Below are 24,170 nucleotides of genomic sequence, written 5' to 3' on the forward strand. Positions count from 1 at the left end.
TTCATTAATTTAATTAAATATTATTATGTATTTTATACTTTTTATTAAATATATTTTTAATAATAAAAAGCTACAGAATTAGATAAAAAGTTTAGTTAATTGATATCTTCCAATATATGTCGATTGTATATTAAAGATGATATACTATGAAAGTGATATGTTTAATGAGATAGATAAACAATGGATAAATAATTAGATGAACTACTGGTTAATGAAATCAGAACCTGATGTTTGGTCGATTGATCAGCAAAAAAAAGCTGGTGCTAAAGGTGCTCCCTGGGATGGAGTAAGAAATTATCAAGCTGCAAAAAATTTAAGAGCAATGAAAAAAGGAGACCTTTGTTTTTTTTATCACTCAAATATAGGTAAAGAAATTGTTGGTATAGTTGAGGTTATTAAAGAAGCTTTTTTAGATAAAACTGACAAAGATGGACGATTTGTAGCTGTTCAAGTAAAATTTAAAGAAAAATTAAAGAAAAGTGTAACTCTAGAAGAGGTTAAAAAAACCAAGTCTCTTAGCCATTTATCACTTATTAGACAAAGCAGATTATCTGTTATGCCGATAGACTCTAAAAGCTGGAAAATTTTAAATAAGATGAGTAGTATTTAAATAAAAAAATATTCATGCCTAAAAAAAAATCATTATCAAAAGTTAAAAAAAAAACTTCTAAAAAAACTAAGGCTAAAAAAAAAGTAAAGCCTTTTAAGAAAAAGGTTTTAAAAAAAATAGAAGAAAAAGAATTAATCATAAAAACTAAACCTGAGTGGATAAAAAGTGCTCTAGTAAATAAAGCGAAATATCAAAAAAAATACTCAGACTCGATTAAAAAAAATGATGACTTTTGGAAGAATGAGGGGAAAAGAATTACTTGGATTAAGCCATACAAGAAGATTAAAAATATAAAATACAGTAAAAAAGAAGTTAGAATTAAATGGTATGAGGATGGCACATTAAATGCTTCTGCCAATTGTATAGACCGTCACCTTAAAGATAAAAAAGATAAAACCGCTATTATTTGGGTGGGTGATGATCCAAAAGATACTAAAAAAATTTCGTACAAACAATTACATAATGAAGTTTCTAAAGCTGCAAATGGTTTAAGAAAACTAGGAATTAAAAAAGGTGATCGAGTTACGATTTATTTAACTATGATTCCAGAACTTGCGGTAACAATGCTTGCTTGTGCTAGAATTGGTGCGGTTCACTCTATTATTTTTGGTGGTTTTTCGGCAGACTCTATTTCTGGCAGAGTTAATGACTGTGAGTCAGAATACATAATAACTGCTGATGAAGGAGTTAGAGGTGGAAAAACTATTCCACTAAAACAAATTACAGATGAGGCTTTAAGAAGTTGTCCTAATGTCAAAAAATGTATTGTTGTAAAAAGAACTGGAAATAAAGTTAATTGGGTTAAAGGAAGAGATGTTTGGTTTGACGATTTAATTAAAGATATGTCAACTAAATGTGAGCCTGAGGAAATGAATGCAGAAGATCCTTTGTTTATTCTCTACACATCTGGTTCTACTGGAAAACCAAAGGGGGTTTTACATACAACGGGTGGTTATATGGTTTATGCATCTATGACCCATCAATATGTCTTTAACTATAAACCAAAAGATATTTATTGGTGTACAGCTGATATTGGTTGGGTAACAGGTCACAGTTATATTGTTTATGGACCGCTTGCTAATGGTGCCACAACAATAATGTTTGAAGGAATTCCAACCTTTCCTGACAGCTCAAGGTGGTGGCAAATTATTGATAAATATAAAGTTAATATTTTTTATACAGCTCCCACTGCTATTAGAGCTTTAATGAGAGAGGGAGATAAACCTGTTAAAAAAACCTCAAGAAAATCTTTAAAATTATTAGGGACTGTTGGTGAACCCATTAATCCTGAGGCTTGGATGTGGTATTATAAAACAGTTGGAAATTCTAAATGTCCAATTGTTGATACATGGTGGCAAACTGAGACAGGTGGAATTTTAATTAGCCCTCAAACAGGAGCTATGAATTTAAAACCTGGTTCTGCGAGTAAACCTTTTTATGGAATTAAGCCTTCTATAGTTGATAAAGATGGTAAAGAAATCAAAGGAGCTGGTGAAGGAAGATTGTGCATTTCTCAATCTTGGCCTGGACAAATGAGAACTGTTTATGGTGATCATCAAAGATTTATTGATACTTATTTTTCTCAGTTCGATGGAAAATATTTCACAGGTGATGGTGCTAAAAGAGATAAGGATGGCTACTACTGGATAACTGGTCGTGTAGATGATGTAATTATTGTTTCTGGTCATAACCTTGGAACTGCCGAAATAGAAAGTGCTTTTGTTGCTCATCCAAAAGTTGCTGAAGCTGCTGTGGTTGGATATCCACATGATATTAAAGGTAACGGCCTATATTGTTATGTAACTCTAAATGTTGGAGAGAAATCAGATTTAGATCTTGAAAGAGATTTAAAGCTTTGGGTAAGAAAACAAATCGGTGCATTAGCGACACCTGACATTATTCACTTTTCACCTGGTCTTCCAAAAACAAGGTCTGGAAAAATTATGAGAAGAATTTTAAGAAAAATTGCAGCTAATGAACATGACCAATTAGGGGATACAACAACTTTAGCAGACCCAAGTGTTGTGCAAAGTTTGGTGGATAATAGAAAGAATATTTAAAATTCTATTAATTTCTCAAATTCTTTTTTAATAATATCCCATTTCAATATCATAGAATTCAATACGATTTTTCGATCTAAAGTTTTAAGCTCTTCAGCTATTGGGGCCCATTCGTATAATGACAAAGCACTTGGATTAAAGGGTAAATCTTTATAATAAATTTCCCAGTTTATATTTTGAAGTCTTTCATTAAAAGTTTTTTTTGCTTCCTCAATAATATCAAGTGGCATCTTATTAGAAATCTCATCATCTAAAATTTTAGAAAAAATTTCTTTAGACTGGTCAAGGTTTTGATAATTAAAATTAACTTTTAAATAAGAAAACGTAAATAATGTCAGATCCTGTAAAGCAACAGAATAAATATTCCATCTGGCAATATCAAGAGATGCCATGAACACGTCATTGTCAAAATGAAGAACATACCTTGTTCCCATCCTGGTTTTTAAATAACTATATAAAGTTACTTGTGTTACCCAAGCAGATTTTGTTTGAATAAAGTGTTCAAGCTCATCTAAATTCTTAATTTTTTTCTTTGGAATAAAAGCCCTAAACATGGCAAACAAGTAAACTTTAAAATCATCAAACGATATGTCTTTCCAAGAGAGTTTATATTTTTGCATAAAAATTCATATATATGGTCATTATACCTTAAAAAAGTAAGTAAATAAGCACCTAATATGAACAATTTTAAGTCTTTTAAAAACTTACAGAATGGTTATGGTTTAGGGTAGTTATAACTAAAAATAGAGAGGTATAAATGTCAAACGCAACAAAACACTGGGAAAAGACTAGATCATTGTTATTCGTAACACTGGCTATTTGGTTTGTTTTCTCAATCGGCATCTTCCTTTTTGCAGCTGAAATGAATGAGGTTACAGGACCTTTCGGTTATCCATGGACATACTGGTTTACATGTCAAGGATCTCTTGGAATTTTTGTAATTTTATGTTTCTGGTTTGCTAATAGGCAAGAGAAAATCGATGAAGAATTTGGCTTCAACGAAAGGGGAGATCAATAATGATTAAAGGTAAATTTATAGACAATTTGCCAAAAGTTTACGGAATCTATACAGGAGGTTTTATAGGTTTCATAATCTTAATGGCAATTGGTGAGCAGATGGGTATGACTGCTAAAGCAATAGGTGTTGCTTTTGTAGCCTTTACAATATTCATCTATGCATTGATCGGTTATCTATCAAGAACAGCTCAAGCAGACGCATATTACGTGGCTGGAAGACAAGTGCCCACTGTATTCAATGGAATGGCGACGGCGGCAGACTGGATGTCTGGTGCTTCATTCGTTGCAATGGCAGGTGGTATTTACTTCAAAGGCTATGGATATATGGCTCTACTTGTCGGTTGGACTGGTGGTTACATATTAGTTGCAACTTTATTAGCACCATACTTAAGAAAATTTGGCTGTTACACAGTTCCAGATTTTGTAGGTACAAGATACGGTGGTAATTTAGCGAGACTATGTGCAGTAATAGTTTTAACTGTTGCTTCATTTACGTATGTGACTGCACAGATAAACGCTACAGGTACTATTGCATCTGTTGCTCTAGATATCGACTTTAAATACGCTGTATATATTGGACTAATAAGTATTTTACTTTGTTCAATGTTAGGGGGTATGAGAGCGGTAACTTGGACACAGGTTGCACAATATATCGTACTAATTATAGCTTACTTGCTTCCAATTTTTTGGATCAGTAACAAAATGGGTGCAGGTTTCTTCCCTCACTTTATGTTAGCTGATGAAGTAGTTAGAATTGGTGAGTTAGAACAACAGTTTGGTTTTGTTAAAAACTCTGCTGCTGATCTAGCAACGGTACCTAAAGGGTTAGCTGGAATAACTAAAGCACACTCTGCAGTAAATGCAACGCCTTGGGCATTTATTTCATTAGCATTGGCGATGATGATGGGAACAGCTTCATTACCGCACGTGATGATGAGATACTTTACTACTCCAAGTGTAAAAGCAGCTAGAAAATCAGTTGGTTGGTCGTTATTCTTTATCTTCCTTCTGTATTCTTCTGCACCAATGTTAGCAACACTATCTAAACTATCGTTGATCGATCCAACACTACCAACAGGTATTATTGGTAAATCATTTGCTGAAGTTCAATCAATAGATTGGTTCCAAAACTGGAATCAAGCAAACTTGATGTTCATCAGTGACTTTAACGGCAATGGAACTCTTGAGTTAAACGAGTTTTTCATGGGTGGTAAAGCGGTTGTGTTAGCAACACCAGAAATAGCTGGATTACCTTATGTAATCTCAGGACTGGTTGCTGCTGGAGGTATGGCTGCTGCCATGTCAACAGCTGATGGTTTGATTCTAGCAATTGCAAATGCGATCTCTCATGACGTTTATTACAAAATGATTGATCCAAAAGCAGAGACTGCAAAAAGACTTCTTGTTGCAAGGGTATTACTTGTAATAATTGGTTTTGCTGGAGCAACTATTGCGGCAATGGAGATCCAAGGTATCTTAGGTTCAGTGATCTGGGCTTTTGACTTTGCGATGTCTGGATTGTTCTTCCCACTTGTACTTGGTGTATGGTGGAAGAGAGCTAACAGAGAAGGTGCTATTGCTGGTATGGTTTTAGGTCTTGGTTCTGCTATTTGGTACCTTGTATGGGTAAGAAATGGTGGAAGTGGGTTCTTAGGACTTACTCAGCTAACATTTGGTATCTTCGGAGCAGCTGTTAGTTTTGTTTCAATGGTTGTAGTGAGTTTAATGACTCAAGAACCAGATAAAACAATTCAAAAAATGGTTGATGAAGTTCGTATACCAAGTGGTAAAACTGTTACTGGTAAGTAGAACTAATAAACTTTAATTTTAAGGGGCGATTAATTTCGCCCCTTTTAATTTAATCTCATTTCTAATATAACTCATTAAATGTCAGCAAACTTCCATCCCTTAATTTATTTTATAGATTACTTATTTGGTATGATTATGTGGACTTTAATAGGAAGAGTTGCGATGAATATTTTTCAAAAAGAAGACTCAGAGTTCTTTTTTATGAAGATTTTTGTCAAATATACCGATCCACTAATAAAAATTTTTAAACCAATAACCCCTTCTTTCATTATAGGACCTCTGGTACCATTATATGTAGCATGGTTCTTTTATATGATTAGATTTTACTTTATGCCATGGGTCTTAGGTTATTCTGTAATGGGAATGTTGTCATTTCCTCTAGAAAGTGAAATTTCTAAACAAATTTATCAATTATTTAATTCAATTAAATTTTAAAAATTGATACTAGTAGAGCTAGCAATCAATGAAAAAAATACAAATATCCCCTTCAATTTTATCTGCTGACTTTAGTCAATTAAGAAATGAAATAAAAAGACTTGAAGAAGGTGGTGCAGATATGATCCATGTGGATGTGATGGATGGTCATTTTGTTCCTAATTTAACCATGGGTCCACCTATCATAAAATCATTAAGAAAATTTACAAAACTACCATTTGATGTTCATTTAATGATTTCACCCGTGCATAAGTATATTAAAGATTATGCAGACGCAGGTGCAGATATTATTACTATACACCCAGAAGCAACTGAAAATTTAGCAGTCTCTATTGACCATATTAAAAGTTTAGGAAAAAAAGTAGGGGTTTCTTTAAATCCAGAAAGTAAAATTAATTTAATAACTGACTTATTAAATGAGATAGATTTAGTTCTAATTATGAGCGTAAACCCTGGATTTGGAGGACAAAAGTTTATGCCAGAAGTTTTAGAAAAAATTAAAGAATTAAAAAAAATAAGAGATCAAAAGAATATAGATTTTGATATCGAGATTGATGGTGGGATCAATTTTGACAATAATAAACTAGCAATAGAAGCTGGTGCAAATATTTTAGTTTCTGGGACAACTATATTTAAAAATAACAATGGAGATATAAAAAAAAATATAGACCTTTTAAAATCAAGTTAGAATAATGATTTTAAACAATTCATTTAGACTTATTAAAAAAAAAATTCGTCACTTTTATTTAAACTCCTATCTATATAATAAAAAAATTACACCCTCTTCTATTGAGTTACTAGAATATCAGCCAAGCCCTAGCTTGTTAGAGGGCCTTATAAAATATGATAAAAAAAAGATTAACATAGAAAATTATTCGTTAAATGAAATTTGGGATAATCCAAATTTAAAAGAAAAAGACCAACAAAATTTAAACAGTTTTTTTTGGCTATTTAGCCTAGATCTTAGATCTTCAAAAAAAGATACTCAAAATGTCATTAATCAATGGATTAATACAAATGACAGGTACAACTCTAAAAATTGGAAAATTGATATAATTGGAAAAAGAATAATAGCTTGGATTTCAAATTCTAGGCTTACCTATGAAGATGGCAATATAGATTATAAAGACAAGTTTAACGGCACTATAAAGAAGCAGATCAATCACCTTATTAATGAAATTGAAAACTCTGAATTAATCGATAATAAAATTATAGGGTGTGCGGCTATCATTTTAACTGGTCTATCGTACCCTCAAAATAATAATTATTTAAATACTGGGTTAAGTTTACTAAAAAAATTAGCCAAATATTCATTGGATAATGATGGCTTTCCAAAATCAAGAAATATTAGACAGTTAAGTTTTTACTTAAAATATTTTATATTAATTAGAGAGTGGTTCAAAGAATCTCAAAACGAAATACCAGATTTTATAAATGAAAATATATATTATTTAGGTCAGGCTTACGCTTTTATTTGGCAAAACAATAAAATAGATTTTCTCTTTAATGGTAATCATAAAACAAATAATCATAATTTTGACCTTTATTTAAAAAGACTTGGATATAATTTTAAAAATCAAAATAATGAGCTGGGTGGCTATGTGGTCCTTAATAGTAAAAAAAATTCTTTAATAATGGATGTTGGATCAAGCCCAAATAAAAAATTATCTTCAAATTATCAAGCTGGTGCTTTATCTTTTGAGATTATATCAAATAGTAAAAAATTAATTAGTAATTGTGGTTATTTTCAAAAAATTGATCATCAATTAAATGAAATATCTAAGTCAAGCGCAGTCCATAGCACACTAATTATAGATGACAAATCCTCTTGTAATTTTAATAAAGTAAGAGGTAAAAAATCTAAAATTAATCAAGAATTAAGAATATTAAAAAAAAAAGTAGTATTTGAAAAAAATTATTGGAAAATTAATGCTTCTCATGATGGCTATTTAAAACTGCATGGTATTATTCATGATCGAGAAATAGAATTTTACCCAGAACAATTAAAATTCATTGGCCATGATAAAATTATTTCTAACAAGGGTATTAAAAACTTAAAATTTGATATTAGATTTCACTTGGAGCCAAATATTCGATTAATGAAAACTCAAGATGAAAAATCAATACTTATTGATCTTGATGGAGAAGGTTGGAAATTTAGCTCAGAAAATTCTAAGATAAATATTGAAGAAGGGTTATATTTTGGAGAAAAAAATTCTTTTACAAATAATCAAAATATATTTATTTCAGGAATGACTAATGAAGAAAATCAAACTATAAGATGGGAAATCACAAAATTATAATGAAAAAAATAAAAAAAGCTCTTATTTCAGTATCTGATAAAAAAGATTTAGGCAGTCTTTTAAGAGTTTTAGCGAAATACAAAATTGAATTAATTAGCTCTGGAGGCACCTTTAAAGAAATAAAGAAACTTAAATTTAAATGCCAAGAAGTTTCAGAGTATACTGGTTCACCAGAAATTCTTGGTGGAAGAGTTAAAACACTACACCCAAAAATTCATGCTGGTATATTAAGTAAAAGAAACGACAAATCTCACACTAAAGAACTAAAAGCTAATCAATATGATGAAATTGACCTTGTTATTGTTAACTTTTATCCTTTTGAAAAAACTTTAGATCAAACAACCAATCATTCAAAAATAATAGAGAATATTGATGTTGGAGGTCCCACTATGGTTAGGGCAGCTGCCAAAAACTATAACGATGTTACTGTTATTACATCCTCAGATCAATATGAAACCTTAATTAATGAATTAGAAAATAATAAAGGATCAACATCTATTGAATTTAGAGAAAGGATGTCTTTAGAGGCCTTTTCTGAAACAGCTTATTATGATGCTGTAATTTCTAACTATTTTAATAAAATTAAAAAAAACAATTTCCCCAAAAAAAAAATTATTTATGGAAATTTAATTGAAAAATTAAGATATGGTGAAAATCCACATCAAGAAGCTGCAATTTATTCTAAAACTCAAAATCTTAATATTAAACAAATTCATGGTAAGCAGTTAAGTTATAATAATTATAATGATATTTTTTCTGCATTAACAATATCAAAATCTTTACCAAAAAACTCCGGAACTGTTATAGTTAAACACGCTAATCCTTGTGGTGTTTCAATTGAAAAAAATAATTTAAAAAGTTATAAATTGGCTCTTGCTTCTGATCCAGTTAGTGCTTTTGGTGGAATAGTTTCTTGTAATTTCAAAATGAATAAAATTCTAGCATTAGAGCTTAATAAAATTTTCTTAGAGGTTATCATTGCTAATGGTTTTCAAGCTGATGCTTTAAAAATTTTAAAAAAGAAAAAAAATATAAGAATTATTGATGCATCAGAATTTATGATGAAAGATTTAATAAGATTTGGCTCTGTAAATGAATCTATTTTAACACAATCTGAGGATTTAAAAGTTTTTGAACCTAAAGATTTCAAAGTTGTTTCAAAACTAAGACCAAATAAATCTCAATTAAAAAATTTAATTTTTGCATTCAATGTTTGTAGATATGTAAAATCAAATGCAATTGTTCTTGCAAGCCAAGAGGCAACCGTTGGTATTGGCTCAGGGCAACCTAGTAGACTTGATAGCTGTCAAATTGCTATAGATAAAATGAATAAATTTCAAAACTTAAAAGAAGATGTTGTGGCAGCCTCTGATGCATTTTTTCCATTTGTTGATGGTATTGAAAAATTAGTACAATCAGGAGTGTCAGCTGTAATACAGCCTTCCGGATCAATTAGAGATAAGGAGATAATAAAATTTGCAAACCAAACTGGTACTATTTTAGTTTTCTCTAAAACAAGACATTTCAGGCATTAGTAATTTGATCAATTTTAGCTGCTAAAATAAAATCATTTTCTGATAGTCCTTCAATAGCGTGAGTAGTAATTATAATTTTAGCATATCCCCAACCAAATGAAATATCTGGATGATGATTTTCGTTTTCTGATATTTCACCAACTTTATTTATAAAATTTTGACTATTAACAAAATTCTTAAAAATAAAATTTTTCTCTAAAAAATATATTTCTTTTGTATTTTTTTTAACATCCCAACCATCAACTTTTTTTTGATATTTATGAATTTCACTAATATCAAAAGGTAAAATTCCACCCTCACAAGGTACACATTTTTTATTAAGTAAGTCACTCATTGATCAATATGTTTTAAAATTTTGGAGCGGGTCAAGGGAATCGAACCCTCTACCTAATCGTTGGCAACGATTCGCTCTACCAATGAGCTAGACCCGCTTATAAAAGACACTATAAATAGATGTTTTTTTCAATGCAATCAATGATAAATTTTTTATTTAACATAAGATTTTCTATAGAATATCATAAAAAGATTATTTGCTAAAATTAAGGTTATTGAACCATTATTTATTTATATCCCAGCTCAATCAAATCTCCTTGAAACATATCAGTTAGTTTTATTTGTTGATCTTTATCTAAAATTTTTTTCCAATCATTATCAGGACCTAGATTAAAAAAAGGAATTTTCTCTTTACTAATTTTTGATGGTACTGCTTCAACAAAACCATTATTTTTTTCATCATTTTTAAGTTTATCAAAAAATGTTGATCTAACAGAATTTTTTAACTTTTCTTTATTTATTTTATCTTTTATGTGCAAAGTCTTATTTATAAATTCTATAACATCTTTAAAAACATTATAAGTTTCTTTCAATAAATCCTCATACCTAATAATTTTTATGGGTATTTCTTTTTGAACTCTCCATGACTTATTATTCATACTCCAAGAACTTATAAATTGAAAATCACTATAACCATACTGTTCTACTCTCTCTACATCATAAATAAATTTTTTTGGATTTATCATCCATTTTAAAGCTTCATTATCATCAAGCTCATAATGGTTCTTTATTGAAGTTATTACATTCCTAGGGTCCCTAACAATATAAATACATCCTGCTGAATTTTGTTTATTGCTAAACTTACTATTATTAACTGCACCAAATATATTATGAGTTTTAAAAAATCTTATTTTTTTGTCTTCATTAATTTTTTCTTGTGCTTTAATCCAAAATTTTGCTGTGTCCCCAACCTCATTCGGATTATGATTAAACCCTGTAAGATATTTTTTTTCTGGAAATTGCCCTATATTCTTTAAAATATTTTGATTAAAAACTCCATCTTTTGAATAATAATAAGCACTAATTAAAGCTCTTAACCAAGTATTTCCACTTTTTGGGTAAGATGCAATCCAGAATATCATTGTACAATTATTATAGATGAATAATACTTATTCTAATAATAAAATTTTATGAAAAATTTACCAAAAACTATTCCTTTATTTCCATTGAGTAACTTTATTATATTTCCTCATACAACAGTTCCATTAAATATATTTGAACCAAGATATATTGAAATGATTAATGATAGTATGAAAACAAACAAGATGATTGGTTTGATTCAACCAAAAAATAATGATGATAGCTCAATTCCTGGTCTTCATAAGGTTGGATGTTTGGGTAAAATAACTAATTTTAAAGATACATCAGATGGTAGATATATGATTGATCTAAATGGTATAACGCGGTTTAAAGTAACTAATGAAATTAAAAGTACAAAGCCTTACCGTATTTGCGAAGCTAATTATGACAATTTTGAACTTGATTTAACTCCTGAAAAAAAGAAATTAAAATTTTCTGATCTTGAATCAATCTTCAAAGATTTAAAATTACTTTTTGAAAAAAAAGGATACATAATAAATTGGAAATCTTTAGAAAAACAAGATTTGAGTGAAACAATAAATGCCCTAGCAATGGCCTCCCCTTTTTCACTGGAAGAAAAACAAATTTTATTAGAAAGTAAAAATTTAGAAGCAAGAAAGGATAAAATTTCTGAAATATTAAGTACTTATAGTTTTGATGATTTTCATAACACAACTATTCAGTAGGCTTAAAAATTTATTCCCGTATCCGCTAGTTTAATAAAATAATTATTTAGATTTTTATTTTTTCCAATCCTTTTAAGAAGTTTGCTAAAGCTTTTATTTTGAACTTTTTTATCTAAGTTAAAAGATTCATAAATTAAGTCTATGGCTTTAGAAAAAACAAAGTTTTTATCTTTTGTTTTTTTTTCAAATTCATCAAATATCTGTAAATCTAACTGCATACCTAATTCAATTTTGTCTTCAATAATTTTAGTTAGAATTCTAAGATCTCGTATTGTCATATTAAATCCTTGTCCTGCTAATGGGTGTACTCTGTGTAGCATGTCTCCAAAAGCTAAGATATTTTTATGATAATAGTTTCTTAAATTTGAAGAACTCAACTCAAAACTATTTAATTTATCAATTTTGTTAATTAGATATTTGGGGTTATTTTTATTAATTAAATCTATTACATCGCTATTATCAAATTTTTTATTCTTAATATCCATTGAGTATACTACAGATGTTTCAGTACTAGAGATTGGTAAAAATGCAATTGGACCTTGCTTTGTAAAAATTTGAGTTGCTGTATTATTCTCTATTTTTTTATGTTTTAAAATAGTGGTATAAGCAAGATTATAATAATTTTTACTAATTTTTTTAGTGAAGTACTTTTTTGCTAAAAAATTATTTGCATCACAATTTATTATTAAATCATATTCTTTTTTATTTAAAAACTCCTCATTAATATTTTTGCTTAATATTATTTTTTTAAAAAATTTACTTTTAATAAGGTTACTATTTAACGATTTTAGAAGCTCATCATTTTTTATAATATAAAACAGATCATTTTTATCATTTTCAAATTTTAATAAATTTTCTGTATCAATTTTATCAGTATAAATTTCTATTCTATTTATTTTCCAGTAATTATTTTTTGAAATCTGAAAAATTTCTTCTTTGAAAAATTCAAAATTACTTTTAGATATTCCTATTGTTCTATTGGAGGAAAAATTACTATTTCTACTTTTATAATAATAATGAACATTTATTTTTTTATTTATAAGGCTTTTAGCTAAAGATAGAGCAGTTAGACCTTCACCAATAATACAAACATTCATAATAATTTTAATTTTAACAATAAAAATTAGATGATACAAAGTGATTAATTAGACTCATTTATTTATGGAATTTAAAAAATTAGCCAACAATACAATTAATTTTGGTATAAATAGAATTATAGAAATTGCCGGAATTGCTTTTGTTATAATTGGTCTTCTTTTGCTAGTTTCACTTATAACTTTTTCTCCTGATGACCCTAATTTTATTTTCCCAGACAATACAGAAATTAAAAATTTGCTTGGTTTTAATGGAAGTTACACAGCTGATCTTTTTTTTCAAACCTTTGGACTCATTGCTTTATTAATTCCATTTACGCTCATATTTTCTGGCATAAATATAGTTCTGAATAAGAAAATTTTTTTGATATTTGAAAGTATTTTTTATTCAGTTCTTTATTCTTCATTTGGTTCTCTATTTTTTTCTTTTTTTTACCCCACTGCCTTCAACCTTTATATTAATGGAAATGGTGGTTTTATTGGAAAATATTTAGAAACAACTTTTTTAAATTCATTAATTAATATTAATTCTCAAATTTCTTATTACTTTTTAATTTTGATTATTTTAATTTTATTTTTAATTAGTATCCATTTTAAAATTATTTATTTTTATAAATTAATAAAAAAACTTTTTAAATTAATCTTTATAAAAAAAGAAAAGAGTTATACTAATGAAAATGAGATAATTAGTGAATTTATACCACAGGAAGAAATTACAAATTTAATTCAAGAAGATTTACCTTTTATAAAAAGTGAAAATAAATCTCCTAGTAAAAAAATTCGCTTCAAACTACCTACTATCGACTTACTTAAAATCCCAACACAAAAAGATAGGGAAAAACTAAAAGATGAAGATTATATTGATAGTGAATTTTTAGAAAAAATCTTATTAGATTTTGGGGTTAGTGGGAATATAAAGAAGGTTAGTCATGGCCCTGTAGTAACACTAAATGAGTTTGAGCCTGCAGCAGGAGTTAAAGTATCAAAAATCATTAATCTCTCAGATGATATTGCTCGAAATACTAGCTCTGAATCTGCAAGAATTGCCACTATTCCAGGACGTAGCACCATCGGTATAGAGCTTCCAAATTCTAGTCGTGAGAATGTTTATTTAAGTGAAATACTCTCTAACTCTGATTTTAATAAAAAAGATATTCGATTACCAATTGCACTTGGTAAGAACATTTCTGGTGTTCCTATTGTTGGAGACTTAGCTTCTATGCCTCACTTATTAATTGCTGGAACTACTGGATCAGGTAAATCTGTTTGTATAAATACTATTATCTTGTCTTTACTCTACAGGCACACACCAGACAAATGTAAGTTCATACTAATCGATCCTAAAATGCTTGAACTATCAACCTATGAAGGCATACCTCACTTATTGTGTCCTGTGATTACTGAAGCAAAAAAAGCTGCTTCTGTCTTAGGTTGGGTTGTTAAAGAGATGGAAAATAGATACCGACTTATGACCAAAGAAGGAGTCCGTAATATTGATGGCTATAATGCTAAGCACACTTTGGCTATGCCCTATATTGTTGTTGTAGTAGATGAAATGTCTGACCTAATGCTTGTTGCTGGCAAAGAGATAGAAAATTATATTCAAAAATTATCACAAATGGCAAGAGCTGCTGGAATTCATATTATAATGGCCACACAAAGACCAAGTGTTGATGTTATTACAGGAACTATTAAAGCGAATTTTCCTACAAGAATATCTTTTCAGGTAACCTCAAAAATAGATAGTAGAACAATTTTAGGCGAACAAGGTGCAGAACAACTACTTGGTAAGGGAGATATGCTTTATATGTCTTCAGCAAATAAGATCGTTAGAATTCACGCACCATTTGTATCAGAAACTGAAATTGAAAAGGTTAATAATTATTTAAGAAGTCAGGCAGAGCCAGATTATATAGATGAAATCCTAAATTTTGCAGATGAGAAAGAATTGAGCGGAGAAACTTCTAGCTCTGGAGATAAAGATGAATTGTACCAGGCTGCACTTGATATTATTAAATCAGAGGGCAAGGCATCTACTTCGTTTTTACAAAGAAAATTGCAAATAGGGTATAATAGAGCTGCAAGAATTATTGATATGATGGAAGCTGACGGGGTTGTGAGTAAAGCTAATCATGTTGGTAAAAGAGATGTTCTTTAATGCTTAAAGTAATAATCATCTTATTGTTTTTCAGTTTTTATCTTCCAGCCAACTCATCCCCAAAAGATAAAATAATTTCTCAAATGAAACTTACTAATAATTTAAGTTTTAATTTTATACAAACAATTAATGATAAAAGTGAAGATGGAAAATGTATCATTGAATATCCTAAAAAAATTTTTTGTGATTACATTAATCCTAATAAAAAGAATTTAGTATCAAATGGAAAATCTTTAGTTATTAAAACCAGTAACAAGGGAAGCTATTATCGTTACCCACTTAACAAAACTCCTTTAGAATTTTTACTAGATAAAGAATATCTAATTTCTAAGATAGAAAAACTGGAGCCAAGGGATATCGACAATAAGTATTTAAATTTTAAAATTTTTGAGAATAATAATGAAATTAATATTTTTTTTGATAAGAAAGATTTAAATTTAATTGGATGGCAAACTGAAGATATTTATCAAAATTTATCAATAACATTTATTTCTTCTATCAAAAAAAACCAAGAGATAGATGGAAAGATTTTTAAGTTGCCTGAAAATAATTAATCATCTAATTAAGGTTTCAGACTTAAAATTTTTCATACCTCTAGCTAGGTAATTTTTTAACGCATTTTTGTGATCTAGAGAACAAGTGTGAAGCCAAACTCTTACACCACCCATATTAAATGAGCATTTAATTGCCTCACTTAATAAATATCCTCCTAATTTTTTTCCAAAATATTCTTCTAAAATTCCAAAATAAGCAATTTCAGCTTCTTTGCTTTGTTTATTAAATAATAGTTCAAAATAGCCAGCTATTTCACCTTTATCTTTAAGAATGTATGTAAATAACTGGTCATTAGAAGCGTAATCTGTCCATTTTAAGTCTGTCCAAATAAGTCTATCAATCCATTGACAGTTCTTACCAATAGATTTGTAAAAAAATTTATTTAATTGAAAATCTTTTGGGTCTACAAGCTCTACAGAGTAATTCTCTGCAGGCCTCTTAACTTCTTTTAATTCATCTAGAGATCTTATCTCTAAATAATTTCGGAAAATTTTTTCTGTCACTCAACCATTTTTCCAACTTTTTCTCCTCCAAATAAATGGAAGTGTAAATGTGGAACCTCTTGACCGCCATCTTCACTCAAATTTGTTAAAGCTCTATAACCTTTACCCATGTCTGTTGAGATATTTAATATTTTCGAAACTTTTGTAATAGCTTTACTTAACGCAACGATCTCTTGATCTGAAGCTCTAGCATTAAAATCATCTAAATCAATGTACTCACCTTTTGGAATAACTAGTGCATGTATTTTTTTTTGAGGACTTATATCATGAAAAGAAAGAACATGTTCATTTTCAAATATTTTTTTACAAGGAATTTCTTTTCTCAAAATTTTTGCAAAAATATTATTTTTGTCGTAACTCATTATCTATTATTCTTTTCTTCAATACCTGATTGTTTTTTTCTGTCTTCCAACTCTTTTAAGACGTCTTCAAACTTAATATCGGCTGCCTCAAGTGTAACTAATATATGATATATTGTATCTGCTGCTTCATGAACTATATTAGATTTATCATTTAGGGCCTCTTTTAGTTCATCAAATTCTTCTTCCATTTTATCTATACATTTTGACAGGCCACCTGATAATAATGATGAAGTATAAGATTTATCTTCATCCTTACTTTTTCTGTCTCTAATTGTATTTACTAAATTTAATAGATTTTCTGACATCTCTAAATCCTAACGGGAATTCCTTTTGAATTCAAATATTGTTTAGCTTCATTAATTGAATGTGTTCCGTAATGAAAGATTGAAGCTGCTAGTACAGCGCTAGCATTGCCAAGCCTAATACCATCCACAAGGTGATCCAGGTTACCTACTCCGCCAGAGGCAATCACTGGTATATTAACTGTTGAAGATATTTTAAACATTAAATCATTATCATAACCAATTTGGGTGCCATCTCTATCCATAGAAGTAACTAATAATTCTCCTGCTCCATTATCTTCCATTTTTTTTGCAAATTCTATTGCATCTATATTTGTGTTGTTTCTTCCACCATGGGTAAAAACCTCCCATTTATTGCCATTTTTTTTAGCATCTATTGCAATAACAATGCACTGTGATCCAAATTTTTTTGAACTTTCAATTATCATTTCAGGGTTTTGAACTGCCGCAGTATTGATTGAAACTTTATCTGCGCCACAATTTAGTAATTTATTAATATCTTCAACTCCTCTAACCCCACCCCCAACCGTTAACGGCACAAAACATTTTTTAGACGTTCTTTCAACCACATCATATATTGTGTCTCTATTTTCATTGGAAGCAGTAATGTCTAAAAAACAAATCTCATCAGCACCACCATCACTATAAATTTTAGCTTGCTCAACTGGATCGCCAGCATCTTTTAAATCTACAAAGTTAATTCCTTTAACAACTCTCCCATTTTTAACATCTAAACAGGGTATAATTCTATTTTTAAGCATCTAATTCTTTTACTAATTCTTCCAATTTAATATCACCATCATAAATAGCTTTACCAACTATTATTCCTTCAATATTTTTTAAATCTTTTGCTTTTTTAATGTCATCAATTGAAGACACTCCTCCTGAAATAATTACTGGGCAATTAGATACATTTGCAACATTAATTGTTTCTTCAAAATTAGGACTTTGTTTGGTACCATCTCTATTTATGTCTGTATAAATTAATCTGCTAGCACCATAATCGTTTACTTCTTTTAAAAAATCTAAAGTCAATTGATTAGAATTTTCCTTCCATCCTGAAACTGACAAGTATCCATCTTTAGCGTCTAGACCTAAGGCAATTTTATTTGGAAATTTTTGACATGCTTCTTTTAAAAAATTTTTATCTTTTATAGCTGCACTTCCTAAAATAACTTTTTCAACTCCTGCATCTATGTATTTTTCAATGCAATCAATGCTTCTAACGCCTCCACCTACTTCAATTTTTAAATCAAATTTATGAACTATTTCTTTAATAATATCCAGGTTAACTGTCTCTCCCGTTAAGGCGCCATCTAAATCAACAATGTGTAAATTTTTAAAGCCATGATCCTTGTATTTACCAGCTTGATCAACTGGTGATATTTCATATTCAGTTTTATTATTAAAGTCCCCTTTAATTAATCTTACACATTTTTTGTCTTTAATATCTATAGCTGGAAATATTTTCATATTTATAAATTTAAAAAATTTTCTATAATTTTAAGCCCCAATTTATCACTTTTTTCAGGGTGAAACTGGGTTCCGTAGATATTTTCTTTTTCAACTGAACAAACAACATTTGATGAATAATCTGTTGTTGCTGAAATTACACTTTTATCATCTGGAATAAATTCGTAGCTGTGCACAAAATACATGTGTGATTTATTTTCTATGTTCTTAAAAATTTTACTATCTTTAATAATGTTAATTTCATTCCAACCAATGTGTGGAAGTTTGAATTTATTATTTTGATTGTCGATCTTTGAAACTTTTCCTGAAATCCAACCAAGTCCTTTTGTTTTAGTTTCTTCATATCCAAAATTTGCGAACATTTGTAAACCAACACAAATTCCTAGAAGAGGTTTTTTATTGGTTATTGCAAATTCATTGAGTGTTTCTACTAAGCCATTTATAGCATTTAATGCATCAACACAGCTCTTAAACGATCCCTGTCCCGGCAATACTACCTTGTCACTTGATCTAATCTTATTTAAGTCTGATGTTACTTCAATATTAACTTTATCTTTAGCGACTTCTTTAAAGGAATTTATTACAGAGCTGATATTTCCTGAGTTATAATCAACAATTGTGACATTCATTAAACTTATAATGAGCCTTTAGTTGACGGAATGCTCTTCTTATTTCTAGGGTCTATCTCTAAAGCTGTTCTTAATGATCTTGCAAGAGCCTTATAACAAGACTCAATTATATGATGGCTATTATCTCCATAAATATTTTCCATGTGCAAAGTTATTCCTGCTGATTGAGAAAAAGCTTGAAACCATTCTTTAAAAAGTTCTGTGTCCATCTCTCCAAGTCTTTCTACTTTTAATTTAACTTTCCATATTAAATAAGGTCTATTTGAAACATCAATTGCAACTCTTGTTAATGTTTCATCCATTGGAATCATTGCATGAGCGTATCTCTTAATTCCTTTAAAATCTTTCAATGCTTTTTTTAAAGCCTCACCTATAGCAATTCCAGTATCTTCTGTTGTGTGGTGAAGATCTATATGAGTGTCACCTTTTGCTTTAACTTTTAAATCAATCAGTGAATGCTTTGATAATTGTTCAAGCATATGATCTAAAAAACCTATTCCAGTATCAATTTTATATTGACCTTTCCCATCAATATTAACTTCAACACTTATACTGGTTTCTTTTGTTTTTCTGGAAACTTTTCCAATTCTGCTCATAATATATAATATGTATATAGGGATTAATTAACTATATCAATATTTGCAATCTACTACTTGAAGAATAAAAATTAATATCCATTTATAATCTATGACTACAATAGTACTTATTAGAAAAAACAATGAAGTAGTGGTTGCAGGAGACGGGCAAGTTAGTATGGGCAATACTGTTATAAAAAGTACTGCTGCAAAAGTTAGAAAAATTGAAAAAAGAAATGTAATAGCTGGATTTGCTGGATCAACTGCAGATGCTCTAACTTTGTTTGAAAGACTAGAGGCAAAACTTGAAAAACATGCTGGTAATCTTCCAAGAGCAGCTGTTGAGTTAGCAAAAGACTGGAGAACTGACAAATACTTGAGAAGACTTGAAGCTTTAATGGCAATTGGTGATAAAGAAAATAGTTTTATAATTTCTGGAACAGGTGATGTGTTAGAACCAGAGGGTGATGCCATAGGTATAGGATCAGGTGGAAATTATGCTTTGGCTGCTGCTAAAGTTTTATTAGATACAGATTTGAGTGCTGAAGAAGTTGCTAAAAAAGCAATTCAAGTTGCATCTGAAATTTGTGTATTCACTAATAATAATATTAAAATTGAAAAAATTTAATGGAAGACACAAACGTTACACCTTTCCCAAAAGAAAAAACTAAAAAGAAAGATAACTCTTTAGTCAGTTCTTTATCACCTAGAGAAATAGTTTCTGAATTAGACAGATATGTTGTTGGACAAAATAAAGCTAAAAAGGCAGTGGCTATTGCTTTAAGAAATAGGTGGAGAAGACAAGCTTTAAAAGGTGAAATGAAGAATGAAGTTTTACCTAAAAATATTTTAATGATTGGGCCAACTGGAGTTGGTAAAACAGAAATTTCTAGAAGACTATCTAAGTTAGCTGAAGCTCCTTTTGTAAAGGTGGAGGCTACAAGATTTACTGAAGTTGGATATGTTGGAAGAGATGTTGAACAAATCATAAGAGATCTTCTTGAAATTGCAATTGCAATGGAGAAAGTAAAAAAAAGAAAAGAAGTTCATACGAAGGCACAAAAATTAGCAGAAGAAAAAGTTTTGGATGCTCTAGTTGGAAATAAAGCAAGTCTTGCTACTAGAGAAAGTTTTAGAAAAAGATTAAGAGATGGTGATTTAGATGATAACGAAATTGAAATTGAAGTAAATAATAGTGGCTCTCAAGCTGCATTTGAAATTCCTGGAATGCCTGGAGCAAACATTGGAATGATAAATATTGGAGAGATGATTGGAAAATCTGTTGGTAATAAACAGAAAAAGAAGAAAATGACTGTCAAAGAATCTCATGAAATTTTAATTAATGATGAAGCAGATAAATTAATAGAAGAAGATAAAATTATAAAATCAGCAAAAGATTCAACAGAAAATAATGGGATAGTTTTTTTAGATGAAATAGATAAAATTTCAGGAAGAACAGATAGATCTGGTGGAGATGTTTCTAGAGAAGGAGTACAAAGGGATTTACTTCCTTTAATTGAGGGAACAACAGTAAGTACAAAGTACGGTACAATTAAAACTGATCATATCTTATTTATTGCATCTGGAGCCTTCCAGCTTGCTAAACCTTCAGACTTACTTCCAGAGTTACAAGGTAGACTTCCAATAAGAGTTGAACTTGAAGCTTTAACCAGTGATGACTTTAAAAGAATTCTTAAAGAACCAGACTATAGTTTGATAAAACAATATGTTGCTCTTTTAAAAACAGAAAACGTTGAGCTAGAATTTTCTGATGATGGTATCGATGCAATTGCCAATATGGCTTCAGAAGTTAATAACACTGTAGAAAATATTGGTGCTAGAAGACTTCATACTATTATAGAAAGAATATTGGATGATATTAGTTTTACTGCAACAGATAGGGCTGGTGAAAAAATTATAATAGATTCTAATTATGTAAAACAAAATCTAGATGAGCTTGTTAAGGATACAGATTTATCTAAATTTATTCTTTAAATTTGTTTTTATTTTTAAGATAAATATAAAAAGCTCCACTACCACCATCTTCAATCTTAGCATCTGTTGTTTCAATAATAAATTGAGTTAAACTTTTATTTTTTTCAATAAATTCAGGAACTGAATATTTTAGTATGCTCAAATCTTTTGAAAGGTAAGGATTTTCAATATTTTTAGATCTTAGTCCTTTGCCTGTAATCACTATTATTTTAGTAACATTTTCATCAAAACATTTTTGAATAAATTGTTCTATGGCCTTATTTGCTTCTTCAATAGTGTAACCATGCAAATCTATTTTCTTTATCTTCTCGTATCTTATATTTTTTTTAAGAATAAAATCTTTATTGGGAATTTTCTCTTTAGTGTTTAAAAAATTTTCCCAGTCCTGTATGTTTTTGTCTGGGTTATTTATATCTTTTTGTTTTACAGAATTTTTATTAAGAATTTTTTTTTTGTTATTTAGGAAGTTTTCCCAATCTTCTTTATCTTTGTCTGTTATCTTCTTAATCAATTAGGTAATAGTATTAATTAATAACCAATTTGGATTTGATGATTTAATGTCTTTTGAAAAAACCCAAGTATCATAAACAGTTTTTATTTTCTCACTATCCCCTGATACAATATTTTTATCTTTATCTTTTATACATGTTATAATTTCACTAACAAAATCTACTGTGACTTCTAAGCTATCTTCAATTTTTTTATGCGTTTTAATTACAGCTGACTTAATCCCTATAAAAGTTATTTCAGCAAAATGACCTTTGTTAGCTCTATCTTCAAGCGCCTCCTTAAACTGATCATAAATTTTTTTACTTAAAAGCGGTTTGCTTGCTATAAGCTTGTTGTCACTATCACTAAAATCTGTAATAATTGTTTCATAAGCAATTTTAGCGCCTTTTAAAAATTCCTTTTGTGACACTTCATCAAAGTTTTCACTAACTGGTTTTGGAGCTATATTTGTTTTTTGAAATTCCTTTTCAAATTGTGGTGGAATTTTCCCTTCGAAACCAGTTTTTTTACCAAGTATTCCTCTTAGACGAAGAAAAATAAAACCAGCAATCATTGCTAAAAGAATAATATCTATGTATTCAAAACTATAACTCATAATTTAATAATATTTACTATGTTGATTAATTACAACTAGCAATTTAGACTAAGGACAAATGAACACATTTTTATTATTATTAGTTGGTATTCCAATCGTTGAGATTTATTTGTTTATCAAGCTGGGTTCTCAAATTGGCGCCTTTAACACCATTTTACTTATCTTTATTACGGCTTTTTTTGGGGTTATCTACGCCAGATATGAAGGCTTTAACACTCTAAAATCGGGGATGTCTCAAATGGTAAAAAATGAACTGCCAGTTTATGAAATTATTTCCGGTGCTGCTTTAGCATTTGCAGCCTTACTTTTGATTTTACCTGGTTTTGCTACAGACTTCCTAGGTTTATTAATAATATTTCCACCAACAAGAAAATTGATATTTAAAAAAGTATCAATTAAAAAAAAGCCTATAAATAAAAAACAAGATTTTATTAATGGTGAATTTGAAGATATAGAGGATGAAAATGACAGAAAATTATAAAATTATTGGAAGCTTTATTAAAGATATGTCGAGTGAAACACCTGACACTCCAACACATATATTTGTAAGAGATAAAATTTCTAAATATAGATTAAATATTGATATTAATTCAAAGGCAGTAAAAGATGGAATTATTGAAGTCAACACAATCATAAAATTTTCAGACCAACCTGAAATTTTAAAAAAAGCACATTTTGAAATAACTTACACATCTATAGTTAAAGTAGATGAAAAGGTTTCTGATAAAAAAGAAATGGAAAAAATTATTCTATGTGATGTGCCTAATAAAATTTATCCTGACTTAGAAAGAATATTTTTAAATTTATTAACCGACTCTGGCTATCCTGGAATAAAATTTGAAAAAAAAATTAATTTTACTGAATTATACAAACAAAGAGCTAATTAAAAAAATTCTTCTTTAAACTATTTTTTAGATATTCTTTATGAAGTTTAAGTTCTGTCTCTGATGGTTTAACTACTTTTTTATAATACTGGTTTGTGTCATTGGAGTTTATTATTATTTTTTCATTATCTTCATTTTTAAAATTTAAAGTTGGTTCTTTTTGATCAAGAAGATTAATATAAACTTTAGCTAATAGATCACAGTCAATAAGGGCAGTATGTTGTGTTCTTTTTGAGTTATCTATTCTGTATCTTTTACACAACGCATCAAGACTTATTGGAGAGCCTGGAAATTTATCCCTGGCTAAAGTAAGTGTGTCCACAACATTTTCACTATTTAATTTTGCCTTACCTAGCAATGATAATTCGTTGTTTAAGTGAGATAGGTCAAATTTAGCGTTATGTATTACAAGTCTCTTATTTTCTATAAAACCCAAAAACTCATCAACTATATCTCCAAACTTTTTGTGAGTAGATAAAAATTCATCCGTATAACCATGAACTTCTAGGGCTTTTTCAGAAACTTTTCTTTCAGGATTAAGATAACAATGAAATCTATTTTTGGTTGGTATCAAATTTTCTAACTCAATACATCCAATTTCTACAATTCTATGTCCATCTCTAGCAGATAGTCCTGTTGTTTCAGTGTCTAATATCACTTCTTTCAT

Annotated in this window: 29 protein-coding genes and 1 tRNA gene; 15 read left to right on the forward strand and 15 right to left on the reverse strand. The window is 29.1% G+C overall.

What is annotated here, in order from left to right:
- The first annotated feature begins 196 nt into the window (after nt 1-196).
- Together AC5SLY_RS06390 and acs are read left to right on the forward strand one after the other, a co-directional pair.
- Entirely contained in the window at nt 197-610 is a 414-nt protein-coding gene (locus AC5SLY_RS06390) for an EVE domain-containing protein (protein WP_006997595.1), read from the forward strand.
- A gap of 14 nt (nt 611-624) precedes the next feature.
- The gene (acs, locus tag AC5SLY_RS06395) at nt 625-2,670 is read left to right on the forward strand and encodes an acetate--CoA ligase (RefSeq protein WP_494598765.1); all 2,046 of its coding nucleotides are present in this window, start codon (nt 625-627) and stop codon (nt 2,668-2,670) included.
- Here acs and AC5SLY_RS06400 read toward each other — a convergent pair.
- Entirely contained in the window at nt 2,667-3,290 is a 624-nt protein-coding gene (locus AC5SLY_RS06400; RefSeq protein WP_006997593.1) for a hypothetical protein, read from the reverse strand. The genes acs and AC5SLY_RS06400 overlap by 4 nt on opposite strands.
- Before the next feature lie 137 nt (nt 3,291-3,427).
- On the opposite strand from AC5SLY_RS06400, the gene AC5SLY_RS06405 reads away from it, so the two are divergent.
- From AC5SLY_RS06405 to purH, 6 genes are all read left to right on the forward strand, one after another.
- Nucleotides 3,428-3,688, forward strand: coding sequence for a DUF4212 domain-containing protein (locus AC5SLY_RS06405; protein ID WP_006997592.1), 261 nt, complete (start codon nt 3,428-3,430; stop codon nt 3,686-3,688).
- On the forward strand, nt 3,688-5,496 hold the full coding sequence (locus AC5SLY_RS06410; RefSeq protein ID WP_494598766.1) for a sodium:solute symporter family protein: 1,809 nt from the start codon (nt 3,688-3,690) through the stop codon (nt 5,494-5,496). Before AC5SLY_RS06405 ends, AC5SLY_RS06410 begins: the two co-directional genes overlap by 1 nt.
- Before the next feature lie 78 nt (nt 5,497-5,574).
- Nucleotides 5,575-5,931 (forward strand): hypothetical protein, encoded by a 357-nt coding sequence (locus AC5SLY_RS06415; protein WP_006997590.1) that lies wholly within the window; start codon nt 5,575-5,577, stop codon nt 5,929-5,931.
- 28 nt (nt 5,932-5,959) lie between these two features.
- Nucleotides 5,960-6,619 carry a ribulose-phosphate 3-epimerase gene (gene rpe / locus AC5SLY_RS06420; protein ID WP_494598767.1) on the forward strand — a complete coding sequence of 220 codons (660 nt, stop codon included), beginning with the start codon at nt 5,960-5,962 and terminating at the stop codon, nt 6,617-6,619.
- A 4-nt stretch (nt 6,620-6,623) separates the two neighbouring features.
- The gene (locus AC5SLY_RS06425) at nt 6,624-8,234 is read left to right on the forward strand and encodes a heparinase II/III family protein (RefSeq protein ID WP_494598768.1); all 1,611 of its coding nucleotides are present in this window, start codon (nt 6,624-6,626) and stop codon (nt 8,232-8,234) included.
- On the forward strand, nt 8,213-9,769 hold the full coding sequence (purH, locus tag AC5SLY_RS06430) for a bifunctional phosphoribosylaminoimidazolecarboxamide formyltransferase/IMP cyclohydrolase (RefSeq protein ID WP_494598769.1): 1,557 nt from the start codon (nt 8,213-8,215) through the stop codon (nt 9,767-9,769). The genes AC5SLY_RS06425 and purH overlap by 22 nt, the downstream gene beginning before the upstream one ends.
- Here the strand turns inward: purH and AC5SLY_RS06435 are convergent.
- The 3 genes from AC5SLY_RS06435 to AC5SLY_RS06445 form a co-directional block, all read right to left on the reverse strand.
- Nucleotides 9,759-10,103, reverse strand: a complete 345-nt coding sequence (locus tag AC5SLY_RS06435; RefSeq protein ID WP_271726396.1) for a 4a-hydroxytetrahydrobiopterin dehydratase — start codon at nt 10,101-10,103, stop codon at nt 9,759-9,761. The two genes, purH and AC5SLY_RS06435, sit on opposite strands and share 11 nt — an antisense overlap.
- 22 nt (nt 10,104-10,125) lie before the next feature.
- A tRNA-Gly gene (locus tag AC5SLY_RS06440) sits at nt 10,126-10,200 on the reverse strand.
- Nucleotides 10,201-10,329: 129 nt separating this feature from the next.
- On the reverse strand, nt 10,330-11,184 hold the full coding sequence (locus AC5SLY_RS06445) for a sulfotransferase domain-containing protein (protein ID WP_271726397.1): 855 nt from the start codon (nt 11,182-11,184) through the stop codon (nt 10,330-10,332).
- Nucleotides 11,185-11,232: 48 nt separating this feature from the next.
- On the opposite strand from AC5SLY_RS06445, the gene AC5SLY_RS06450 reads away from it, so the two are divergent.
- The gene (locus AC5SLY_RS06450; protein ID WP_494598770.1) at nt 11,233-11,868 is read left to right on the forward strand and encodes an LON peptidase substrate-binding domain-containing protein; all 636 of its coding nucleotides are present in this window, start codon (nt 11,233-11,235) and stop codon (nt 11,866-11,868) included.
- Nucleotides 11,869-11,870: 2 nt separating this feature from the next.
- Here AC5SLY_RS06450 and AC5SLY_RS06455 read toward each other — a convergent pair whose 3' ends face one another.
- Complete coding sequence (locus AC5SLY_RS06455; RefSeq protein ID WP_494598771.1) at nt 11,871-12,965, reverse strand: FAD-dependent monooxygenase; 1,095 nt, start codon at nt 12,963-12,965, stop codon at nt 11,871-11,873.
- Between the two features lie 64 nt (nt 12,966-13,029).
- Between AC5SLY_RS06455 and AC5SLY_RS06460 the strand changes: the two genes are divergently transcribed.
- Nucleotides 13,030-15,120 (forward strand): FtsK/SpoIIIE family DNA translocase, encoded by a 2,091-nt coding sequence (locus AC5SLY_RS06460; protein WP_494598772.1) that lies wholly within the window; start codon nt 13,030-13,032, stop codon nt 15,118-15,120.
- Nucleotides 15,120-15,674, forward strand: coding sequence for a LolA family protein (locus tag AC5SLY_RS06465; RefSeq protein ID WP_494598773.1), 555 nt, complete (start codon nt 15,120-15,122; stop codon nt 15,672-15,674). The genes AC5SLY_RS06460 and AC5SLY_RS06465 overlap by 1 nt, the downstream gene beginning before the upstream one ends.
- Here the strand turns inward: AC5SLY_RS06465 and AC5SLY_RS06470 are convergent, their stop codons facing one another.
- Genes AC5SLY_RS06470 through hisB form a run of 7 tightly spaced genes read right to left on the reverse strand, consistent with a single transcriptional unit; the run spans nt 15,675 to nt 19,540 of the window.
- Nucleotides 15,675-16,178, reverse strand: a complete 504-nt coding sequence (locus AC5SLY_RS06470; RefSeq protein ID WP_494598774.1) for a GNAT family N-acetyltransferase — start codon at nt 16,176-16,178, stop codon at nt 15,675-15,677.
- Complete coding sequence (locus AC5SLY_RS06475) at nt 16,175-16,540, reverse strand: HIT domain-containing protein (protein WP_271726607.1); 366 nt, start codon at nt 16,538-16,540, stop codon at nt 16,175-16,177. The genes AC5SLY_RS06470 and AC5SLY_RS06475 overlap by 4 nt, the downstream gene beginning before the upstream one ends.
- Nucleotides 16,540-16,845 (reverse strand): phosphoribosyl-ATP diphosphatase, encoded by a 306-nt coding sequence (gene hisE / locus AC5SLY_RS06480; RefSeq protein ID WP_494598775.1) that lies wholly within the window; start codon nt 16,843-16,845, stop codon nt 16,540-16,542. The genes AC5SLY_RS06475 and hisE overlap by 1 nt, the downstream gene beginning before the upstream one ends.
- Before the next feature lie 2 nt (nt 16,846-16,847).
- Nucleotides 16,848-17,603, reverse strand: a complete 756-nt coding sequence (gene hisF, locus AC5SLY_RS06485) for an imidazole glycerol phosphate synthase subunit HisF (RefSeq protein ID WP_271726608.1) — start codon at nt 17,601-17,603, stop codon at nt 16,848-16,850.
- Complete coding sequence (gene hisA, locus AC5SLY_RS06490; protein ID WP_494598776.1) at nt 17,596-18,315, reverse strand: 1-(5-phosphoribosyl)-5-[(5-phosphoribosylamino)methylideneamino]imidazole-4-carboxamide isomerase; 720 nt, start codon at nt 18,313-18,315, stop codon at nt 17,596-17,598. The genes hisF and hisA overlap by 8 nt, the downstream gene beginning before the upstream one ends.
- A 2-nt stretch (nt 18,316-18,317) precedes the next feature.
- Nucleotides 18,318-18,944: an imidazole glycerol phosphate synthase subunit HisH gene (gene hisH / locus AC5SLY_RS06495; RefSeq protein WP_494598777.1), complete on the reverse strand. Its 627-nt coding sequence runs from the start codon at nt 18,942-18,944 to the stop codon at nt 18,318-18,320.
- A 5-nt stretch (nt 18,945-18,949) separates the two neighbouring features.
- On the reverse strand, nt 18,950-19,540 hold the full coding sequence (hisB, locus tag AC5SLY_RS06500; RefSeq protein ID WP_018413686.1) for an imidazoleglycerol-phosphate dehydratase HisB: 591 nt from the start codon (nt 19,538-19,540) through the stop codon (nt 18,950-18,952).
- Nucleotides 19,541-19,631: 91 nt separating this feature from the next.
- Between hisB and hslV the strand changes: the two genes are divergently transcribed.
- Both hslV and hslU read left to right on the forward strand, forming a co-directional pair.
- The gene (gene hslV, locus AC5SLY_RS06505; protein ID WP_006997574.1) at nt 19,632-20,147 is read left to right on the forward strand and encodes an ATP-dependent protease subunit HslV; all 516 of its coding nucleotides are present in this window, start codon (nt 19,632-19,634) and stop codon (nt 20,145-20,147) included.
- Entirely contained in the window at nt 20,147-21,514 is a 1,368-nt protein-coding gene (gene hslU, locus AC5SLY_RS06510) for an ATP-dependent protease ATPase subunit HslU (RefSeq protein WP_494598778.1), read from the forward strand. Before hslV ends, hslU begins: the two co-directional genes overlap by 1 nt.
- On the opposite strand, the gene AC5SLY_RS06515 is transcribed toward hslU, so the two are convergent.
- On the reverse strand, nt 21,504-22,025 hold the full coding sequence (locus AC5SLY_RS06515) for a Smr/MutS family protein (RefSeq protein WP_494598779.1): 522 nt from the start codon (nt 22,023-22,025) through the stop codon (nt 21,504-21,506). The two genes, hslU and AC5SLY_RS06515, sit on opposite strands and share 11 nt — an antisense overlap.
- Nucleotides 22,026-22,619: a Tim44/TimA family putative adaptor protein gene (locus tag AC5SLY_RS06520; protein ID WP_271742108.1), complete on the reverse strand. Its 594-nt coding sequence runs from the start codon at nt 22,617-22,619 to the stop codon at nt 22,026-22,028.
- 58 nt (nt 22,620-22,677) lie between these two features.
- On the opposite strand from AC5SLY_RS06520, the gene AC5SLY_RS06525 reads away from it, so the two are divergent.
- Together AC5SLY_RS06525 and AC5SLY_RS06530 are read left to right on the forward strand one after the other, a co-directional pair.
- Nucleotides 22,678-23,100, forward strand: a complete 423-nt coding sequence (locus tag AC5SLY_RS06525) for an FxsA family protein (RefSeq protein ID WP_006997570.1) — start codon at nt 22,678-22,680, stop codon at nt 23,098-23,100.
- The gene (locus AC5SLY_RS06530) at nt 23,084-23,506 is read left to right on the forward strand and encodes a protein-export chaperone SecB (protein ID WP_271480204.1); all 423 of its coding nucleotides are present in this window, start codon (nt 23,084-23,086) and stop codon (nt 23,504-23,506) included. Before AC5SLY_RS06525 ends, AC5SLY_RS06530 begins: the two co-directional genes overlap by 17 nt.
- Here the strand turns inward: AC5SLY_RS06530 and dnaQ are convergent.
- Nucleotides 23,499-24,170, reverse strand: coding sequence for a DNA polymerase III subunit epsilon (dnaQ, locus tag AC5SLY_RS06535; RefSeq protein ID WP_494598780.1), 672 nt, complete (start codon nt 24,168-24,170; stop codon nt 23,499-23,501). The genes AC5SLY_RS06530 and dnaQ overlap by 8 nt on opposite strands.

This window comes from Candidatus Pelagibacter sp. PS_23 (assembly GCF_059417905.1).

Excerpts from the sequence above, each read along its gene's own strand:
- AC5SLY_RS06390 (WP_006997595.1), top strand. The coding sequence starts at position 197 with ATGAACTACTGGTTAATGAAATCAGAACCTGATGTTTGGTCGATTGAT.
- acs (WP_494598765.1), top strand. The coding sequence starts at position 625 with ATGCCTAAAAAAAAATCATTATCAAAAGTTAAAAAAAAAACTTCTAAA.
- AC5SLY_RS06400 (WP_006997593.1), bottom strand. The coding sequence starts at position 3,290 with ATGCAAAAATATAAACTCTCTTGGAAAGACATATCGTTTGATGATTTT.
- AC5SLY_RS06405 (WP_006997592.1), top strand. The coding sequence starts at position 3,428 with ATGTCAAACGCAACAAAACACTGGGAAAAGACTAGATCATTGTTATTC.
- AC5SLY_RS06410 (WP_494598766.1), top strand. The coding sequence starts at position 3,688 with ATGATTAAAGGTAAATTTATAGACAATTTGCCAAAAGTTTACGGAATC.
- AC5SLY_RS06415 (WP_006997590.1), top strand. The coding sequence starts at position 5,575 with ATGTCAGCAAACTTCCATCCCTTAATTTATTTTATAGATTACTTATTT.
- rpe (WP_494598767.1), top strand. The coding sequence starts at position 5,960 with ATGAAAAAAATACAAATATCCCCTTCAATTTTATCTGCTGACTTTAGT.
- AC5SLY_RS06425 (WP_494598768.1), top strand. The coding sequence starts at position 6,624 with ATGATTTTAAACAATTCATTTAGACTTATTAAAAAAAAAATTCGTCAC.
- purH (WP_494598769.1), top strand. The coding sequence starts at position 8,213 with ATGGGAAATCACAAAATTATAATGAAAAAAATAAAAAAAGCTCTTATT.
- AC5SLY_RS06435 (WP_271726396.1), bottom strand. The coding sequence starts at position 10,103 with ATGAGTGACTTACTTAATAAAAAATGTGTACCTTGTGAGGGTGGAATT.
- AC5SLY_RS06445 (WP_271726397.1), bottom strand. The coding sequence starts at position 11,184 with ATGATATTCTGGATTGCATCTTACCCAAAAAGTGGAAATACTTGGTTA.
- AC5SLY_RS06450 (WP_494598770.1), top strand. The coding sequence starts at position 11,233 with ATGAAAAATTTACCAAAAACTATTCCTTTATTTCCATTGAGTAACTTT.
- AC5SLY_RS06455 (WP_494598771.1), bottom strand. The coding sequence starts at position 12,965 with ATGAATGTTTGTATTATTGGTGAAGGTCTAACTGCTCTATCTTTAGCT.
- AC5SLY_RS06460 (WP_494598772.1), top strand. The coding sequence starts at position 13,030 with ATGGAATTTAAAAAATTAGCCAACAATACAATTAATTTTGGTATAAAT.
- AC5SLY_RS06465 (WP_494598773.1), top strand. The coding sequence starts at position 15,120 with ATGCTTAAAGTAATAATCATCTTATTGTTTTTCAGTTTTTATCTTCCA.
- AC5SLY_RS06475 (WP_271726607.1), bottom strand. The coding sequence starts at position 16,540 with ATGAGTTACGACAAAAATAATATTTTTGCAAAAATTTTGAGAAAAGAA.
- hisE (WP_494598775.1), bottom strand. The coding sequence starts at position 16,845 with ATGTCAGAAAATCTATTAAATTTAGTAAATACAATTAGAGACAGAAAA.
- hisF (WP_271726608.1), bottom strand. The coding sequence starts at position 17,603 with ATGCTTAAAAATAGAATTATACCCTGTTTAGATGTTAAAAATGGGAGA.
- hisA (WP_494598776.1), bottom strand. The coding sequence starts at position 18,315 with ATGAAAATATTTCCAGCTATAGATATTAAAGACAAAAAATGTGTAAGA.
- hisH (WP_494598777.1), bottom strand. The coding sequence starts at position 18,944 with ATGAATGTCACAATTGTTGATTATAACTCAGGAAATATCAGCTCTGTA.
- hisB (WP_018413686.1), bottom strand. The coding sequence starts at position 19,540 with ATGAGCAGAATTGGAAAAGTTTCCAGAAAAACAAAAGAAACCAGTATA.
- hslV (WP_006997574.1), top strand. The coding sequence starts at position 19,632 with ATGACTACAATAGTACTTATTAGAAAAAACAATGAAGTAGTGGTTGCA.
- hslU (WP_494598778.1), top strand. The coding sequence starts at position 20,147 with ATGGAAGACACAAACGTTACACCTTTCCCAAAAGAAAAAACTAAAAAG.
- AC5SLY_RS06520 (WP_271742108.1), bottom strand. The coding sequence starts at position 22,619 with ATGAGTTATAGTTTTGAATACATAGATATTATTCTTTTAGCAATGATT.
- AC5SLY_RS06525 (WP_006997570.1), top strand. The coding sequence starts at position 22,678 with ATGAACACATTTTTATTATTATTAGTTGGTATTCCAATCGTTGAGATT.
- AC5SLY_RS06530 (WP_271480204.1), top strand. The coding sequence starts at position 23,084 with ATGACAGAAAATTATAAAATTATTGGAAGCTTTATTAAAGATATGTCG.
- dnaQ (WP_494598780.1), bottom strand. The coding sequence starts at position 24,170 with ATGAAAGAAGTGATATTAGACACTGAAACAACAGGACTATCTGCTAGA.